Origin of the sequence: Laspinema palackyanum D2c, from assembly GCF_025370875.1 — a bacterium.
GTDB lineage: Bacteria > Cyanobacteriota > Cyanobacteriia > Cyanobacteriales > Laspinemataceae > Laspinema > Laspinema palackyanum.
In genome coordinates, this window is record NZ_JAMXFD010000013.1 from 131,082 (window position 1) to 148,809 (window position 17,728).

The 17,728-nt window shown below is 48.7% G+C and carries 15 protein-coding genes; 10 read left to right on the forward strand and 5 right to left on the reverse strand.

Annotated features, from left to right (window positions below; translation table 11 throughout):
* Positions 1-184 precede the first annotated feature (184 nt).
* From NG795_RS16350 to NG795_RS16360, 3 genes are all read left to right on the forward strand, one after another.
* Complete coding sequence (locus NG795_RS16350; RefSeq protein ID WP_367289714.1) at positions 185-1,576, forward strand: malic enzyme-like NAD(P)-binding protein; 1,392 nt, start codon at positions 185-187, stop codon at positions 1,574-1,576.
* A gap of 307 nt (positions 1,577-1,883) precedes the next feature.
* Positions 1,884-3,356, forward strand: a complete 1,473-nt coding sequence (gene zds, locus NG795_RS16355) for a 9,9'-di-cis-zeta-carotene desaturase (RefSeq protein ID WP_367289715.1) — start codon at positions 1,884-1,886, stop codon at positions 3,354-3,356.
* A 107-nt stretch (positions 3,357-3,463) separates the two neighbouring features.
* Positions 3,464-3,913 (forward strand): SRPBCC family protein, encoded by a 450-nt coding sequence (locus tag NG795_RS16360; RefSeq protein ID WP_367289716.1) that lies wholly within the window; start codon positions 3,464-3,466, stop codon positions 3,911-3,913.
* Positions 3,914-3,920: 7 nt separating this feature from the next.
* On the opposite strand, the gene NG795_RS16365 is transcribed toward NG795_RS16360, so the two are convergent.
* From NG795_RS16365 to NG795_RS16380, 4 genes are all read right to left on the reverse strand, one after another.
* Complete coding sequence (locus NG795_RS16365) at positions 3,921-5,753, reverse strand: CBS domain-containing protein (protein ID WP_367289717.1); 1,833 nt, start codon at positions 5,751-5,753, stop codon at positions 3,921-3,923.
* Between the two features lie 295 nt (positions 5,754-6,048).
* Entirely contained in the window at positions 6,049-6,288 is a 240-nt protein-coding gene (locus tag NG795_RS16370; protein ID WP_367289718.1) for a 2Fe-2S iron-sulfur cluster-binding protein, read from the reverse strand.
* Positions 6,289-6,387: 99 nt separating this feature from the next.
* Positions 6,388-7,869, reverse strand: a complete 1,482-nt coding sequence (gene cobQ, locus NG795_RS16375; RefSeq protein WP_367289719.1) for a cobyric acid synthase CobQ — start codon at positions 7,867-7,869, stop codon at positions 6,388-6,390.
* 27 nt (positions 7,870-7,896) lie between these two features.
* Complete coding sequence (locus tag NG795_RS16380) at positions 7,897-8,310, reverse strand: Npun_F0494 family protein (protein ID WP_367289720.1); 414 nt, start codon at positions 8,308-8,310, stop codon at positions 7,897-7,899.
* A 498-nt stretch (positions 8,311-8,808) separates the two neighbouring features.
* Here NG795_RS16380 and NG795_RS16385 point away from each other — a divergent pair, with 498 nt between their 5' ends.
* From NG795_RS16385 to NG795_RS16395, 3 genes are all read left to right on the forward strand, one after another.
* Complete coding sequence (locus tag NG795_RS16385; protein ID WP_367289721.1) at positions 8,809-9,249, forward strand: peroxiredoxin; 441 nt, start codon at positions 8,809-8,811, stop codon at positions 9,247-9,249.
* Positions 9,250-9,762: 513 nt separating this feature from the next.
* Entirely contained in the window at positions 9,763-12,126 is a 2,364-nt protein-coding gene (locus NG795_RS16390; RefSeq protein WP_367289722.1) for a C39 family peptidase, read from the forward strand.
* Positions 12,127-12,372: 246 nt separating this feature from the next.
* Entirely contained in the window at positions 12,373-12,846 is a 474-nt protein-coding gene (locus NG795_RS16395; RefSeq protein WP_367289723.1) for a Tic20 family protein, read from the forward strand.
* Between the two features lie 55 nt (positions 12,847-12,901).
* Here the strand turns inward: NG795_RS16395 and NG795_RS16400 are convergent, their stop codons facing one another.
* Entirely contained in the window at positions 12,902-13,693 is a 792-nt protein-coding gene (locus NG795_RS16400) for a fumarylacetoacetate hydrolase family protein (protein ID WP_367289724.1), read from the reverse strand.
* 522 nt (positions 13,694-14,215) lie between these two features.
* Here NG795_RS16400 and rpsF point away from each other — a divergent pair.
* The 4 genes from rpsF (at position 14,216) to hemB (ending at position 17,141) form a co-directional block, all read left to right on the forward strand.
* A complete protein-coding gene (rpsF, locus tag NG795_RS16405) occupies positions 14,216-14,545 on the forward strand; it encodes a 30S ribosomal protein S6 (protein WP_367289725.1) in 330 nt (109 codons plus the stop codon).
* Positions 14,546-14,756: 211 nt separating this feature from the next.
* Entirely contained in the window at positions 14,757-15,140 is a 384-nt protein-coding gene (gene rplU / locus NG795_RS16410) for a 50S ribosomal protein L21 (RefSeq protein WP_254563386.1), read from the forward strand.
* A gap of 142 nt (positions 15,141-15,282) precedes the next feature.
* On the forward strand, positions 15,283-15,570 hold the full coding sequence (rpmA, locus tag NG795_RS16415) for a 50S ribosomal protein L27 (protein ID WP_015146648.1): 288 nt from the start codon (positions 15,283-15,285) through the stop codon (positions 15,568-15,570).
* A 581-nt stretch (positions 15,571-16,151) separates the two neighbouring features.
* Complete coding sequence (hemB, locus tag NG795_RS16420) at positions 16,152-17,141, forward strand: porphobilinogen synthase (RefSeq protein ID WP_367289726.1); 990 nt, start codon at positions 16,152-16,154, stop codon at positions 17,139-17,141.
* The last annotated feature ends 587 nt before the right edge of the window (positions 17,142-17,728 follow it).

Here is a 17,728-nt window from a genome sequence, read left to right on the forward strand (position 1 = left end):
TTATCTTAAAACCTGAAAAAATATGAGATTTGGGAATTATCAAAATTAGCCCATAATTTAGGGTTTTGCTGACGTAATCAAGGAGCAAATCAGGGTAAAATATTAGCCTTGATGGAAAAACCACAGCAGGCGCGACGGAGCGTCTAATAGGTTTGGTGAATTGTTGGAGGACAACAGCAGTAAGATGGTAGCATTAACACCCAATTCTAGCTTTAGTGTAACGATTCGCTTGCAACTTCTCAACCGAGCCGGAACCCTGGCGACTGTGACCCAGGCGATCGCCTCCGTTGGAGGGAATCTCGGCCAAATCGACTTGATCGAACAAACCCGCGCTCATACAACTCGGGATATTACCGTCGATGCTTCTAGTACCGAACACGCCGAAGAGATTGTCCAAAAAATCAAGGGCATCTCCGACATTAAAGTGCTCAACGTTTATGATCGCACCTTTAACCTGCATCGCGGCGGAAAAATTAGTATCGAAAATAAAATTGCCCTCAAAACTCAAGCCGATTTAGCGATGGCATACACCCCCGGCGTGGGGCGAATTTGTATGGAAATCGCCAACAATCCCGAACAACTCTACAATCTGACCATCAAGCAAAATACCGTGGCGATCGTCACTGATGGTTCAGCAGTTTTAGGCTTAGGCAATCTCGGTCCCGGAGGCGCACTCCCGGTCATGGAAGGTAAGGCGATGTTATTTAAAGCCTTTGCGGGAATTGATGCGTTTCCCATCTGTTTGAACACCCAAGATAGTGACGAAATTGTAGAAACCGTCAAACGAATTGCTACGGTATTTGGCGGGGTTAATTTAGAAGATATTAGTTCCCCTCGCTGTTTCGAGATTGAAGCGCGATTGCGCCGGGAATTGGATATTCCGGTGTTTCATGATGACCAACATGGAACGGCGATCGTTACCTTAGCTGCCTCTATCAATGCCTTGAAAGTGGTGGGTAAAGCGATGGAAGATATCCGGATTGTCATGAATGGGGCCGGGGCCGCTGGGGTGGCGATCGCCCGTTTATTACGCCAATCTGGTGCACGCTATATGACCTTATGTGATTCCAAAGGCATCCTCAGTCACGATCGCACCGATTTAAACGATGAAAAACGCGAATTTGCTGTAGAAAAAGGCGGCAGTTTAGCCGATGCGATTAAAGGAACGGATATGTTTATTGGCGTCAGTGCCCCCGGGGTACTAACTCCGGAAATGGTGCGTTCAATGGCACCGGATCCGATTGTCTTTGCAATGGCAAATCCCATCCCGGAAATTCAACCGGAATTAATCATGGATGATGTCGCCGTCATTGCCACGGGGCGCAGCGATTATCCGAACCAAATTAACAACGTTTTGGCATTTCCCGGCATCTTCCGGGGGGCGCTGGATTGTCGGGCCCATACGATTACGGAAACCATGTATTTGGAAGCAGCCAAGGCGATCGCCTCCTTAGTCAAACCCTCGGATCTCAGCCGGGAAAATATCATTCCCTCCGTGTTCGACGATCGCGTCGTTACCGCCGTCTCTGCCGCCGTCCAACAGGCAGCGCGTCAAGAAGGTTCAGCCCGCCATTAAGTCATAGGGAATGTGGTTTTTCAAATAAAAACCCGCAGGCTGAAGCCTGGGGCTATACGGACGAAGCCCGCCTGCGCGGGCTAAGAGACTTTTAAAAACCCGCACCCTTCAGGGTGCGGGTTTTTATGGACCTTGCCATCATACCCAATCCGGTTGGTAAAAGTCGGTTTTCGCTTTTAGCCTGCGTAGGCAGGCTTCGTCTGTATAGCCCCAGGCTTCAGCCTGTGGGTTTTGATAGAGTTTGACTTGAACTCAGATGGTGCGCCTTATATTACAATCTGTAAAGAACCATTACAGGATAGGCAGAATGCGGGTAGCGATCGCAGGGGCGGGACTAGCCGGAATGTCCACCGCCATTGAGTTAGTTGATGCGGGTCACGAAGTGGAAATCTTCGAGTCTCGTCCCTTTGTCGGCGGGAAAGTCGGCAGTTGGGTAGATGCCGAAGGCAACCATGTGGAAATGGGGTTGCACGTCTTTTTCGGCTGCTATTACAACCTTTTCGACTTAATGAAAAAAGTAGGGGCAATCGATAATTTGCGCCTAAAAGACCATACTCATATCTTTGTCAACGAGGGTGGCAAAACCGGGGAACTAGATTTTCGGTTTATTACCGGCGCACCCTTCAACGGTTTAAAAGCCTTTTTCACCACCTCTCAACTCTCCGTACAAGATAAACTCACCAATGCGATCGCCCTGGGGACTAGCCCAATTGTCCGGGGTTTAGTGGACTTCGATGGGGCGATGAACACCATTCGTAAGCTCGATCGCATCAGTTTCGCCGACTGGTTCCGCAAACATGGCGGTTCTAATGGCAGTCTCAAGCGGATGTGGAACCCGATCGCCTACGCCTTGGGTTTTATCGATACGGAAAACATTTCCGCCCGCTGTATGCTGACCATTTTCCAGTTTTTTGCCGCCAAAACGGAAGCGTCAGTCCTGCGGATGTTAGAAGGGTCCCCGGATACCTACCTCCATCAGCCCATCATTCAATATTTAGAAGCTAGAGGAACTAAAATCCATACGCGACGCCGGGTCCGGGAGATTCTCTTTTCTGAAGAGAGTGGAGAAACGGAAGTCACGGGATTGATTGTGGCGCAAGGGGAAACGGAAGAAACCATCACTGCCGATGCTTATGTTTTTGCCTGTGATGTCCCTGGCATTCAGAAAGTCTTACCCCCGGCATGGCGCAAATGGCCGGAGTTCGATAATATCTACAAACTCGACGCGGTGCCCGTTGCCACGGTGCAATTGCGCTTTGATGGCTGGGTGACGGAAATGCATGATGCGAGTAAGCGTCAGCAGTTGGAGGAAGCGGCAGGCATTGACAATCTGCTTTATACCCCAGATGCCGACTTTTCTTGTTTTGCAGATTTAGCCTTGACTTCGCCCTCGGATTATTATCGGAAAGGGGAAGGGTCGTTGATGCAATTGGTATTGACGCCTGGAGATCCGTTTATCAAGCAGAGTAACGAGGCGATCGCCCATCATGTGCTCAATCAAGTGCATGAACTGTTCCCCTCGTCCCGCGAGTTGAATATGACCTGGTACAGTGTGGTCAAGTTGGCGCAATCCCTCTATCGGGAAGCGCCAGGAATGGACCCCTATCGCCCAGCCCAACAGACTCCCGTGGGGAATTTCTTCCTAGCTGGAAGCTATACCCAACAGGATTATATTGACAGTATGGAAGGGGCTACTCTTTCGGGAAGGCAAGCGGCTAAAGCAATTTTAGGGCGGGTGAATGAATTAACGGCGAGTCCTAAACCGTTGGCGATCGGGTAATTGAAGTTAACGCTAAACTGTAGAAGTAGGGTGGGCTTGGGTCCACCCTACTGGTTTTAGAAAACGAGTTCAACCGATAAACTATTAATTTAAACCTTTAAAGTCTTATGACAAATTGGCTAGAACATAGCGTCTTAGTAGAAGTTAATACTCCGATTGATCATGTGTGGAGTCTCTGGTCGGATTTAGAGCAGATGCCGCGCTGGATGAAATGGATTGAATCGGTGCATATTTTAGAAGAAGATCCGGAATTATCGCGGTGGAAATTAGCCTCTGGGGGATTTGAATTTAGTTGGCTCTCTCGAATTTTAAAAATTGTTCCGAATCAGATTATTCAATGGGAATCGGTGGATGGATTGCCGAATCGCGGGGCAATTCGGTTTTACGATCGCCATCAAGAAGGCAGTATGGTTAAGCTCACCGTCGCATATTGCATTCCCGGGATTCTGGGACAAATTATGGATAATTTATTTTTAGGTCGCGTGGTAGAATCCACGATTCAAGCGGATTTAGAACGATTTCGGGAGTATGCGATCGCGGACTATTCTCAACTGTAATCCTACCCTAAATAAAGTGCCGCACTGCGGAATCAACCGGCGCTTCTGGAGTTAAGGGTAAAGTTACCGTAAAAGTCGTCCCCAAATTGACCTCACTTTCCACCGCAATCTGACCGTGATGTGCTTCTACGCAGTTTTTCACGATAGTCAGTCCCAATCCCGTTCCCGGTATTTTACCGACATTTCTGGCCCGGTAAAAGGACTGAAACAATTGTTTGAGGTCCTCTGCCGGAATGCCAATCCCACCATCGCGAATTTTAAAAATGGCTTGATTGTCTTGACAAATTAAATCAAAATAAATGGGGCTATTAGGAGGGGAATATTTGCAAGCATTAGTGAGTAAATTTCCGAGAATGTAGCGCAGGAGCTTCTCATCGAGACAGGCTTGCTCAGTCGGCCCGATCGCCTGGAACCTAATTGAATGATGTTCCGGATCGCTAAATTGCCGTTCTTCAACTAAATCCTGGCATAATTTGACTATATCTAAGGATTCCGGCTCATAGTCTAATTTGCGATTTTCTACCCGACCTAGAACCAGCAAATCATCTATCATTTGGTCCATATATTCAGCGGTATTTTGAATCATTTTGAGATAATTCAATCGCTGTTCTTCTGATATCTTATCCGCAAATCTTTCCAATAACTGGGACGCACATAAAATCGAAGTCAGGGGATTTCTGAATTCGTGAGTCACCATTGAAGAAAAACTAGATTTCAGTGCATTCAGTTCTTTTTCTTTAGCTAAAGCCCGATTTAATTCTTCTTGGGCTTGTTGACGTTCTACAATCTCTTTTTGCAACAGTTCGTTTGTTTCAGTTAGTTCAACCAGCTGTTCTTCAACGGATTGTTGTAAAATCTCAATCACCCGATACATTTCCATTGGATCAAAGGCTTGCAGGAGGGTAGATTGGGTGACAATTCCCAACAGTTCCCCCTGTTCAGAAACCACAACTAAGCGGCGGACAGACCACTGTTTCATGATCTGATGAGCATTCCACAGGGAATCGTGGGGTGTGAGTGAAAATAAGGGCTGACTCATTACCACCTCCGCTGCCGTGGCACTCAAATCCAGATCCAGAGCATGAAATTGCACGAGGTCCCGTTCCGTGACAATTCCGACAGCGATGGATCCGCTCTCCCGATGGCTCTGGGATTGAGGGTGCGATGCTGGGGGAGAAATGGGGACGCCGTGAACGGGACCCTCGGTGAGGTCAGGGTTCAGGGTTTCTGGCATCTGGGTAATCACCACGCAGCTAACCTTGTTCCGAGACATCAATTCCGCCAGGGATAGCAAGGATGCGGTTGGGGGTGCCGTCACCACCCCGCGAATCATCACTTCTAAGACCGATCGCGCCTTGAGGAGATTAACCGGCTGTAGCACTTTTCGGATACTGCCATGACTCAAAAGTCCTAAGACCTGACCCGTGGCATCAACCAGAGGCAAGTGACGAATGCCATGTTTCTGCATCAGGGAGAGGACTTGAAACAGGTCCCGAAACTCCGACTGAACTAGGGTAATTACCGCATTCGTCATGACTTCGGCAATGGTGATATCTACAATTTTGACCCCTGCCGCACACAGATGTACCACATCCCGTTCGCTAAAAATTCCCCGTAATTGCTCACCCTCCATCACCAATACACAGCCGTCTCCCACGTCATCCAGGGGACTGAATGCCATTGATGCGGTCACATCGGTGAGGGCGCAACTCGCTCTGGATTGAGCCATTTGGGTAATGACATCAATTAGGGGGGTATCGGGAGAAACGACCATCGGTGATCGGTTGATCGCTTGTTCTAAGTCTGGGGAATAGAAGGGTAAATAATTAGGTTGCAGCATAATAACTTGACAGAGGGCTGAAGAGGACCCACAGAAGGGCGATCGGAGTGTAACGACCTCCAAGGCATCGGAATCGCCTGGGGTGCTTCTTTATAAGATAAGCTAGAATTTTCAGAAATTTAAAATCTTGAACCCGTTAACCCAAGAGCGGGGATTTTCAGTCAATTTACCACAATTTTGTTCTCATGATACCAACCCTTCTCCCATTGGGTGGGAAGGAGAGCAAAATCAAAGTCCCTCTCCCATTGTGGGAAAGGGATTGAGGATGAGGATTGCACCGGGTGAAATTTACCTTTTACCAGGTCGGATCAATATAGATATTAATAGTAACCCGTTCTTGACCCCCAGGTACACCAGAAATACAGGAACAAACGGTGCGATCGCCATCAATTTCGACTTCGCAAGCATGACAAGACCCCATCAAACATCCGGTAGGAATCGTTATTCCGGCCCGTTTCGCCACCTCTAGTAACGGTTCGCCGACCTCCGCTTTTACCGTAATGCGATCGGGTAAAAAAATAACATCTACACTCATAATTTTAACTTAAGTGAAGGGTAACACTTCATTGTTCCCCCGTTGCTCCGCCCCAAACTCCTACGCTCTTTTTTCGTTAATCACCCAGGGAGCCGGTCCTCATAACAAGGGGGTTAAATCTAAATGGGCTTCGACAATCGTTGCCAACGCATCAATAATTTCTTCTCGTTGGTCTCGGTAGTTAGCAATCCCTGTGGGTAAAGATTTTAACCCTCTTTGATTGCGGAGGCGATTTAACCAAGCCCGCCGCCAAGGTCCATTATCAAACAAACCATGCAAATAGCAACCCCAAACGGATTGTTCTTTATCCACCAGCCCTAAATTCAAATCATCAAATAGGGGTTTAATATCTGGAGATAACGCGCCATTGAACCGTTCGCTCGGTTGCGTCCGACCCTGATGAATTTCATAACCCGTAACGGGTAAACCGGGGGTGGGATAATTAGAATTAACCACCCGTTGTCGCGAAACTTTATGGTTAGTAATTACGGTTTTAATCGGCAAGAGATTCAACCCTTCAAATCGTCCTTCTATGCCTTCAACGCCTTCCGGGTCCGCTACGACTTGGCCTAACATCTGGTATCCGCCACAAATGCCTAAAACCGTTCCACCTCCAGCCACATAGTTTTGCAGCTCTGCCGCCATCCCCGTTTGTTTCAGAACGAGCAAATCCGCGATTGTTGTTTTAGAACCGGGGATAATCACTGCATCGGGATAGCCCAAAGATTGCTTGGGATTGATATATTTGAGGGTGACACTCGGTTCGGCTTCTAAGGGGTCGAAATCTGTAAAGTTAGAAATTCTCGGTAAGCGAATCACCGCAATGGTAATTTCGCTCTCTTCTTTGTGACTGGGAGGATTTAATAAACTGAGGGAGTCTTCTGCGGGAAACATTTCTGAGATCCAAGGAATTACCCCGAGTACGGGAATGCCGGTGTATTCCTCTAACCAGGTAATGCCCGAGTCAAGGAGCGATCGCTGTCCTCTAAACTTATTAATTACCACCCCACGAATTAAGGCGCGTTCTTCTGGGTCTAATAATGCTAAGGTGCCAACCACATGAGCAAAGGCACCGCCTCGGTCAATATCGACCACCAAGACAGTAGGCGCGTTGAGATGTTTGGCAACGCGCATATTGGTTAAATCTCGATGTTTGAGGTTGATTTCTGCTGGACTTCCGGCCCCTTCGCAGACGATGATATCAAATTCTTTGGCAAGGGAATTCAATGACTCAACGATCGCACTCCAACCCCGATCAAAAAACTGTTCATAGTATTCTGCTGCCCCAACTTTGCCCTCGGGTTTTCCTCGAAGGATGACTTGAGAAGTCATATCCCCTTGAGGTTTTAATAAAATTGGGTTCATTTCCACTTCCGGGGCAATTCCGGCAGCCCAGGCTTGGACTGCTTGGGCGTAGCCAATTTCTCCACCTTTGAGGGTAACGTAGGCGTTTAAGGCCATGTTTTGTCCTTTAAAAGGGGCAACGCGCATCCCTCGGCGATAGAGGATTCGGCATAGGGCCGTGGCGATCGCCGATTTCCCGGCGTGGGATGTGGTCCCAACAACCATAATGGCTTTCATAATGGCAGAAGTTTCTCAGTGGTTTTGCTAAAAGATTGGAAATCGCACCCAACGGTTGAGAAAATTATAAAGGCGATCGCCCCAGGATGGGGGTGGAATTTGACCCGGGGACTGTTCCCATAGAGCCACCAGTTGCCGTCCCAAGGGCGTCAGGCGGAAACTATCGGTAATCCCTTGCCCATCGACTTCTCGACGCAATACACCCAGTTGAATCAGCCACAACAGGCTGTTTTCTACGCTGCGTTCGTTGATTGGCGATCGCGTATAGTTGTTTTCGACTCCGGGGGAATCGACGATTGCCAATAACGGCACACTGCGATCGCGCATGGTTACAAATAATTCTAGTTTAAAGGGCAAACACTTCATACCCCTAGCGGCCCGTTTTAAGGTGCCTTCGGGATATGCAATTCTGTTGGTTTTCTGGGGTTGAACGGCAGTCATGGCGATCGGAAGACTAAAGCCTGGATAGTTTTAGATTAACTCAGATCTTACCCTCTCCATCCCTTGAGTTGAGCCTCGTCCGGCATAAAATGTCCACCGGATTCCCCTGATCCGCCTGATCAGACCCTTTAAAACCCACACCCTTAAGGATGGGGAAAAAGCGGACAAAGCCCGCCTCCGCAGCGTCATGGATAAAACAGGTCTTTAGACAGCCGGATTGGGGAGCATTTCGATTGACAAAAGGACCCAAAACTGATATATCAAATTCTGCAAAATTGCCCTGGCAACTTTTGACAGGCTTTTGCCAGGATTCCCTAGGAAGTGGCTTCCCACAGAGGCGATCGCCTCCGCCACCCTTTCCCATCTTGATGATTGATTTCATCTTCTCCACACAATTCAGTACGGAAATCTCCCCATTAATCCAGTCTTTTTCCCTTGTCAAAATCCATCTCGGATGATACAATTACAAGACATCAAATTTAGGAAAAACCTGCATTTATGACCTTACCAGTTGGCACAGCAGCCCCGGAATTTACCGCCAGAGATACCAATGGCAACGTCGTCAAACTCTCTGATTTTGCTGGAAAAACCCTAGTATTGTACTTTTACCCCAAAGATGATACTCCGGGCTGTACCAAAGAAGCCTGTAGTTTTCGCGACTCTTATTCGGAATTTAGAAACAAAGACATCGGCGTATTAGGAGTCAGCCGAGATGATGAAGCTTCCCATCAACAATTTAGTCAAAAATTTAGTCTTCCCTTTCCCCTCTTAGCGGATACGGATGGTGCCATTACCAAAGCTTATGACGTAGAAAAGGGCGACTATTCTAAGCGGGTCACTTACATCATTGATGCGATCGGTAAGATCTCCCAAGTTTACGAAGGGGACAATCTCAATACTGAAACACATGGTCCCGATATTCTTGCCGCCATCCATTAGAATCGACTAAAAAAGGCGATCGCCCTGTGATGGTGTTAACGGTTCTAAGCGGGTCACCTACTGGATCGACAGCGAGGGCACAATCGCTCAAGTTTACGATCCAGTCAACACCCGCAGCCACGCTCAAGATAATCTCGCAGCACTGTCCTAATTTCTAACTCCCTCGGGGGTAAAGTTCAGCTTAGAAACCGGGTTTTTTTACAAAATTTTTGCCGAATTGCAGCCAATTCAGGCAAAAAACCCGGTTTCTAGTCCCTGGGATGACCTTAAAGGTTAGAAACCGGGTTTTTGGCAGAAGTTTTGCCAAATTGCCGCCAATGCAGGCAAAAAACCCAGTTTCGGGTCCCCCAACAACAGAGTTTTTTTATCTATTCTAACAATTAATCCCCTAAATTCATCAGGATAACTGAGCAAAAAAGATTATTCCGGATAGAATCTAGGCTCACAAGTAACAGGGTCTTATGGGGTAGGCAGGAAGTCTTCCTCCTGTTGATATTACTGTGAGCAGAACCGATGAGTTTAGGCAATTCCTTCACTTTTAAGATTCTCCATGACACTTTTTTCAAAGTGTCCACTGCATCATCTTCTACCTTAAGTGCCACTCAAAAAGTAGCGATAAAAGCGGGACAGACCCTTGAGATTAAAAGCTACGAATTGAGCGAAGGTCATTTCCGCGTTCAATTAGCCCAAGGAATCGCCCCAGTGGGTGAATCGGGCTACTTTTATGACAAACATATCGAACTCATTCCAAACCTCGTTAACTCTCCCTTCAACAGCGGTAACTCCGTCGAACCCCCGCCCGGTTTTGGGTTGCTAACCATCCGGGAAACCACCAAAATCAAAGCCAAACCGGAAGACTCCTCGGAACTGAGCGATCGCGAACAAGCCCAACTGCAAGCGGGTCAAACCTTTTTAATCACCGGCCATGCTTGCGTTCCCGGCCATTTTCTAGTTTCCCTTTCCGAAGAAATCCCGGGATTTGGTAACCGAGGTTATCTTTATCATCCCCATGTTAGCCTCAAAAAAGATGGCTTGGCGATCGACTACGATGCCAACGCCATTACCCTGACCATTCTCCAAACCAACCCCTTCAAAAAACAACCCATTGACTCTAGCCAACTCCCCCCGGAACAACTCTATTCCCTCAAATCCGGCGAGATTTATGGCGTAGCCAGCTATGCAATGGAAGCGGGACATTTAAAAATTTCCCTAACCGAAAACCTGCCTCAATTTGGCAATACCGGCTATCTTTTCCCCGATTTTGTTCAATTAAATCGGGACAATACGCCAATTAGTACCGGGTTTGGCCTCAGCTATCAAGGTCCGACGGAAGTTTTAGTCGAAAAGCCTGTAATTCTCAAAGGCACTTATGACCCCCAGAAAATTGCCACCGTCACCTTATCCGCCGAAGATAAATTTTCTCTGCCGGTGCAATTAAATCCGAGTGCAGGCACTTGGCAAGTTAATCTCAACAACGGATTTAGTGGGGCGGGTGCTCGCTGGTTACGCCTCAAAGGAACCGATGCTCGGGGTCAATTGATTGGGTCTGACGTTATTAATATTACGGTCACCACGGATCCGACAACCGTTGGAGAAGCTTTAACCTTAAAAATTCAGGAGGACACCTTTTTTAAGGTTTCCCCAGTGGATTCCGCCAGTCTGAATAATCAGCAAAAAGTTTTAGTTAAAGCAGGGATGACGGTTCAAGTCAGCCGTTATGGATTGTTAGATGGTCATCTCAAGGTTACCCTAGAGAGTCCAATTCAACCCATCGGTGAGTTTGGCTATTTTTATGAAGGCCATGTGCAACTGAGCAAAGGGAGTAAAGTCTTCAACTTTAATATTGAGGATGTCCAGATTGCTGGAACTCCTGCTCAAATGTTGGTCACTAAAACTACCTTAATTAAGGCGCAACCTGTTGATTCAGCGAATCTTTCTGCGGCTCAAAAAGCGGAATTGCTGCTGGGTAAAACCCTGGGAATTACTGGATATGCCTGTACCTCTGGACATTTCCGGGTTACTTTGAGTGAATCGATTCCTGGTTTTGGCAATGTGGGGTATGTGTATTGGCAGCACGTTCAAATTAAGAACCGGAATCAGGTGGTGTCGTATGATTCCGATGCGTTGACGGCAACGATTCGGGAGACGACGGCGTTGAAGAAACAACCCGTGGATGCAGCGCGGTTGAGTGCTACAGATAAGGTGACTTTACCCCTGGGACGGGTGTATGGCGTGGCGAGTTATGCGATCGAATCGGGACATTTGAAAGCGTCGTTAACGGAAGAGTTTCCCGGGTTTGGGAATACGGGTTTTCTGTTTCCGGGACATCTGCGGATGCAGCGTGGGGGTCGCACCTTTGATCCAGTTCCGAATCAAATTGAGTTGAATGTGCCGTATTTTTCCCAACGGGATAATCCTCGCTACTATTGGTCTACCTGCAATGTGACCTCGATCGCGATGGTGTTTCATTACTATGGCATCCGGTCCAAGCGCGGGGGTCAGTTGGAGGATGAACTGCTGCAATGGTGTTTTAACTATGGCGGAGTCGGGTCCCAAACGGATCACAGTGTTTTATCGGCGATGGTCCGCGCTTATGGGTTCAAGCATAGCTTTAGCACCACCAGTACCTGGTCCGATGTGAAGAATGAGCTGATTAATCGCCGTCCGGTGGTGATTGCCGGATACTTTACGGCAACCGGGCATATTATTACGATTATCGGCTATAACCGGCAAGGGTATATTGTGCAAGACCCTTGGGGAGATGCACTGACGGGTTACAGCCATTTGGAAGGACGCCGGTTGATGTATCCCTACAGCTATATGGACCGGGTTTGCGGTCCTGATGGCAATGTTTGGATCCATTCGATTCAGAAGTAGGTGTGAACAACGGCCAATCTAGGATACGGATGCCCTATCAAGGGTAAAATTTAGGAACGGGAGGGTGCGATCGCCCTCCCGTTTCTGTCGTTATCCCACCCCAGATGCGGCGACTGGAGTCGGTATTGTGATTAAGGCACAGCCGATCGCGACTCTAAAATCTAAACCCTCAAATCCTCTCCCTGCGCTATCCTGAGCTTAGAGGCCATTTAAGTATGAATCATTGACACTCAGGAGATTAAAGCGATGAGTTGGAACAGTTCTACCCCAGTAACCGATCGCATTTTTGCCAGTTTGCCCTACCTACTGCCCCTGATTGTGGGGGTAGAATTTGGGATGTTTTTGTTCAAAGAGTTTCCCTTTCTTCAAGTCTTTTTAACCCCCCTACTCCCTTTAAGGGCCCTGTATTATAGCAATCAATGGATGGGACTGATTATCTTTTTCGTCCTGCTGTTTGCTGTGGTTAGAAACGACAATATCAGCCGCTTCATTCGGTTTAATACCATGCAGGCAATTTTGCTAAATATTGTGTTATCCATCACAGGTTTGGTGGTGGAACTGCTCGGGAAGGGCCTCCCGACCTTGGCGGTGCAGACGCTGTTTAATATGCTGTTTTTAGGAACGATCGCAGCGGTGGTTTACTCTGTGGTGCAGTCCTTGTTGGGGCGCTATGCCGAAATTCCGACGATTTCTGAAGCGGTGCATATGCAGGTACGCTAGAACGGACCAGCAGCCAATGGCTGCTGGTGCAGCAATTTAGGCAGATGACGACTAACTATAGATCCGATGGGGTTAGACGTTGCCTGACGGTATTTTCTAAGCTGCCAATGCCTTCAATTTCCACCCGGACGCGATCGCCCACCTGCAATGGCCCTATCCCTTCCGGGGTTCCCGTCAATACCACATCTCCTGGGAGTAGGGTCATCACTTGAGAAATATAGGAAACCAAGACATCCGGGGGAAACACCATATTATCAATGACGCTCGATTGCACAGGTTCGGGGGCATCATTCACAAAAGTCTGTAAACCCGCTCCAGGACTGAGTTCTCGAACAATCCAAGGCCCCAAGGGACAAAAGGTATCAAATCCCTTGCCTCGGGTCCATTGACCATCTTTTTTTTGTAAGTCCCTCGCCGTCACATCATTGGCGATGGTATATCCCCAAATTTTCCCCGTTGCCTCCTCCGGCGTACAATCCACGCACCGTTCTCCAATCACAAGGGCCAATTCTCCCTCATAATCGACCCGCTCAGACTGAGGCGGATAGGCGATCTCGTCTCCATCAGCAATCACCGCAGTTGGGGGTTTCAAAAAGAGTAGGGGTTCTCTAGGAACTGGCGTTCCCATCTCAGCGGCATGATCTGCATAGTTTTTGCCGACGGCGACAATTTTTGACGGAACGCAAGGCGCGAGGATCCTGTACGTTTCGGGTTCGAGGAATCGTTCGGTTGGTTTTCCCTTTAACCAGGGGGGCGCATCAAGCAACTGAACGCCTCTACTCAATTGAAGTAATCCATAGTAAATCCGTCCCTCTGGGGTTTGGATTCGGACGTAGCGCTGTGCCATAACGTTGATTTATGCCCTCTGTCGTAGTGTGATGTTTGGCTCTTCTGACCCTAGTCTTAGGAGTTTTAGAATTAGTCTTTAGCAGTTCTAGGCACCCTCTTCATCGCCCCAAATGGTATCCTGTCCTTGGGTTAAAAAGATCTCCTTTTGCCATCACATCGGAAAAAAATATCTCATCACTTCACTCCGTTTAAATAAAAAAACGATTATTCTCCCTGGGGGGTTGTTGTGACTACAAGAGTAAAGTCGCCAATTCGGGAGAACGGTGATGGTCCTGAACGCTACTGGACTTTTTTGGTCGAGGCTGTAGAAATCGGAACCGGGTATGATACGATAAAAAATTGCGTGTAAAATCAAGGCGAAAGCGGAGAGACTCCCTAACCCTTGCCATGCCTTGCTTCTTCACCAGAATGGCCGAACCCCTGCCCGGTTGACCAGAGCAACCGGCCACAGAGCAGCGTCTTTGCAGGAGAATCGGGCCCTGAGCGAAGAAGCCATTTAGTCCATAAGGAGATTCCCAGAATGCGGTATATTTACGAAACCATGTACATCCTGCGCCCCGACCTCGGAGAGGAACTCACCGATGGGGCGATCGCCAAATATCAAGGCATCTTACAAGAGAATGGGGTCACCACTGTGGAGACTCAACACCGGGGTAAGCGTCGCCTTGCTTATGAAATCGGCAAGCATCGCGATGGCATCTACATTCAAATGAACTATGAATGTGATGGCAGCCAAGTGGCCCCCTTAGAACGAGCCATGCGGTTGAGTGAAGACGTGATCCGCTATCTCACCATCAAGCAAACCGTTCGGGAAGTCGAGGCGGAAGAAGAGGTTGAGGCAACGGCTTAATCCGGACTCAACCCGACCCGCTGAGGCGGTTGCATCCATCCCTTGGGCCAATGGATTGACAGGCGCTCGGCGATCGTGCAACCATAAAAGATTGGCTGTCTATATTAAGCTCGGATCAGGTTCAGCCCTGATAAAAGCAGGGGCGATCGCTCATCTATAGACCGAAGACCGATCAACCCGCTACCTGTACGGCACACTCCACCAGAATTCTATGACTTACGCAATTATCGAAACCGGCGGCAAACAACTGCGAGTAGAACCCGGTCGTTTCTACGACATCGAGTTACTTCCCGTAGATGCCGAAGAAAGCATTACCCTGGAAAATCTCTTACTGATTCAGCATGAGGATCAGGTTCATATCGGTCAACCCTTCGTAGAAGGTGCGACCCTCCAAGCGACCGTCATGCAGCATTACCGGGGTCGCAAGGTGATCGTCTATAAGATGAAACCCAAAAAGAAAACCCGCAAAAAGCGCGGACATCGCCAAGAAATCACTCGGCTGATGATCGACTCCATCAGCTTGAATGGGGCGGTGTTAGCATCGGCTGAAAATAACACTCCAGCCTCATCTACCCCCTCAACTGAGGCAGAATAAGAACAGCGGGAATTGAGGAGTCAGTTGGAGGGGCATTAAGCGATGGCGCAGTCCGGACAACGGACCCTCCCATTGGGCCCTTCCCGGTGCTACCCTTTCCCAAGATTCAATCCTGAAATTACTGAAGTAACACAGAGGAACTATGGCTCATAAGAAAGGTACGGGTAGTACACGCAACGGACGTGACTCTAATGCCCAGCGTCTTGGCGTCAAGCGCTATGGGGGTCAAGTCGTCCGCGCCGGAAATATCCTAGTCCGTCAGCGCGGCACCAAGTTTCACCCTGGACAAAATGTCGGGCGTGGCAGTGACGATACTTTGTTTGCCCTGATTGATGGGGTTGTTACTTTTGAACGCAAGGGCAAGAGTGGCAAAAAAATCAGTGTTTATGCAGTGGCAGCAACGGCAGAACCCGTGGCAGTTGAAGCATAAATGGCGTGAGTCCAGTCCAGAGAATTTAAAAAAGGGCAGATGCGATCGCGTCTGCCCTTTTTTTCCTGATTTTTTCTGACCCACAACCGGAGACCCTCATGGCTAAACCCCACCCCCAACAACCTTACAAAAGTAGGTTTTTTACGTTCAGCGGGATTTACCTAAAATTTAAGTACACTTCCGGTCCCCTCCCCTGTGTCTTGGTCCGGGTTAGGGTGGGGTCCTCCTGACGTGGCGTAAGCCACGTCAGGAAGTAGTAGTGCGTGCAGGGTCCTGGTGACTGGTTAAGCACATCACGAAAAGAATAGGTTGGCACCCGGCTCCATACAGGCCCTTAAACCCAAAAGAGTGCGTTATGTGGCGATCGCCCAAGAAGAACCCCACCCTAACCCTCCCCTTGGCAAGGGGAGGGGACCGGAGGTTCAGTTAAGCGTAAAAAACCTACTCTTGTAAGCCCCCAACAACTCACCCATAGCCCAGGAAACAAGATGTTACAAAACGTAACTAAATGCGCCAGCGATCGCCAGATAACTCTAGACTGAAGTCTTGAAACTGTCGCGTTTTCCTTCCTTAATTCAGATATGTTTCCAACTCATCGCCCTCGCCGTTTGCGTCAGCACCCCCAACTCCGCCGAATGGTGCGAGAAAATCTCCTCACCACCAGCGACTTAATCTATCCCCTGTTTGCCGTCCCGGGGGAATCTGTCGCTAAGGAAGTCTCATCCATGCCAGGAGTCTATCAACTCTCGGTGGATAAAATTGTCGAAGAAGCTAAAGAAGTCTATGATTTGGGCATTCCTGCCATTATCCTCTTTGGCATTCCCGAAAACAAAGATATTGAGGCAACCGGCGCATGGCATGATTGCGGAATTGTCCAGAAAGCAACCGCTGCGGTGAAAGCAGCGGTTCCTGAACTCCTAGTCATCGTGGATACCTGTCTGTGTGAGTACACCAGTCATGGACATTGCGGCTATTTAGAAGTAGGGGACTTAATGGGTCGGGTACTCAACGATCCCACCCTGGAGTTGTTGAAAAAAACGGCGATCGCCCAAGCAAAGGCCGGTGCAGATATCATCGCACCATCAGGGATGATGGATGGATTCGTTCAGGCGATTCGGTCGGGATTAGATGGGGCGGGATTTGAAGATATCCCCATCCTGTCTTATGCGGCGAAATATGCCTCCGCCTATTATGGCCCGTTCCGAGATGCTGCCGATTCCTCTCCACAATTTGGCGATCGGCGCACCTATCAAATGGATCCGGCCAATGGTCGCGAGGCCCTGACTGAAATTGAACTGGACATCCAGGAAGGGGCGGATATGTTGATGGTGAAACCAGCCCTCGCCTATATGGATATTATTTGGCGTGTCAAACAGGCGAGTAACCTGCCCGTTGCCGCTTATAACGTTTCTGGGGAATATGCGATGGTCAAAGCTGCTGCCCTCAATGGCTGGATTGACGAGGAACGAGTGGTCCTAGAAACGTTAACTGGCTTCAAGCGCGCCGGTGCGGACCTGATTCTCACCTACCATGCGAAAGATGCCGCCCGTTGGCTGGCAAACCAGTCCTAGGCGACAACCGGCCGCCAATCGTTTAAACGATTGGCGGCCTAACAGTGGCAACACCCGGCCGCCAATCGTTTAAACGATTGGCGGCCTAATAGCGGAAGTCGGTTAAAACCGACATCTTGCAGCAGTGGCGACAACCGGCGGGGGTTTAAACCCCCGCCTAACAGCTAAAGTCGGTTGAAACCGACTAAAAACACCACGGGATAAGACTTGCAGTCGTCTTTAGACGACTTTAGCTATTAGGCGGGGGTTTAAACCCCCGCCGGTTGTTGAGAATGGTGCAAGATGTCAGTTTCAACCGACTGAAAGTCTTATGCGGTCATATTTTTAGTCGTCTTTAGACGACTTTAGCTATTAGGCGAGGGATTTATCCCCCGCCGCTTGTTGCTTGTTGCCACTTTAGCTATGAGGCCGCCAACGTTTAAACCCCCGCCTGGTGTTGCTGTAGCAGTCCTCTACCCCATCGTCACCCCTGGGCAAGCCCGGATATTTACTGAACAAGACGGGTACAGAACCCCAGAAAACTGTGGGACTATTTGTTACCGCTTTTGGGGCAAAATGTCAAGAAATTATGATATAAAAAATTAGAA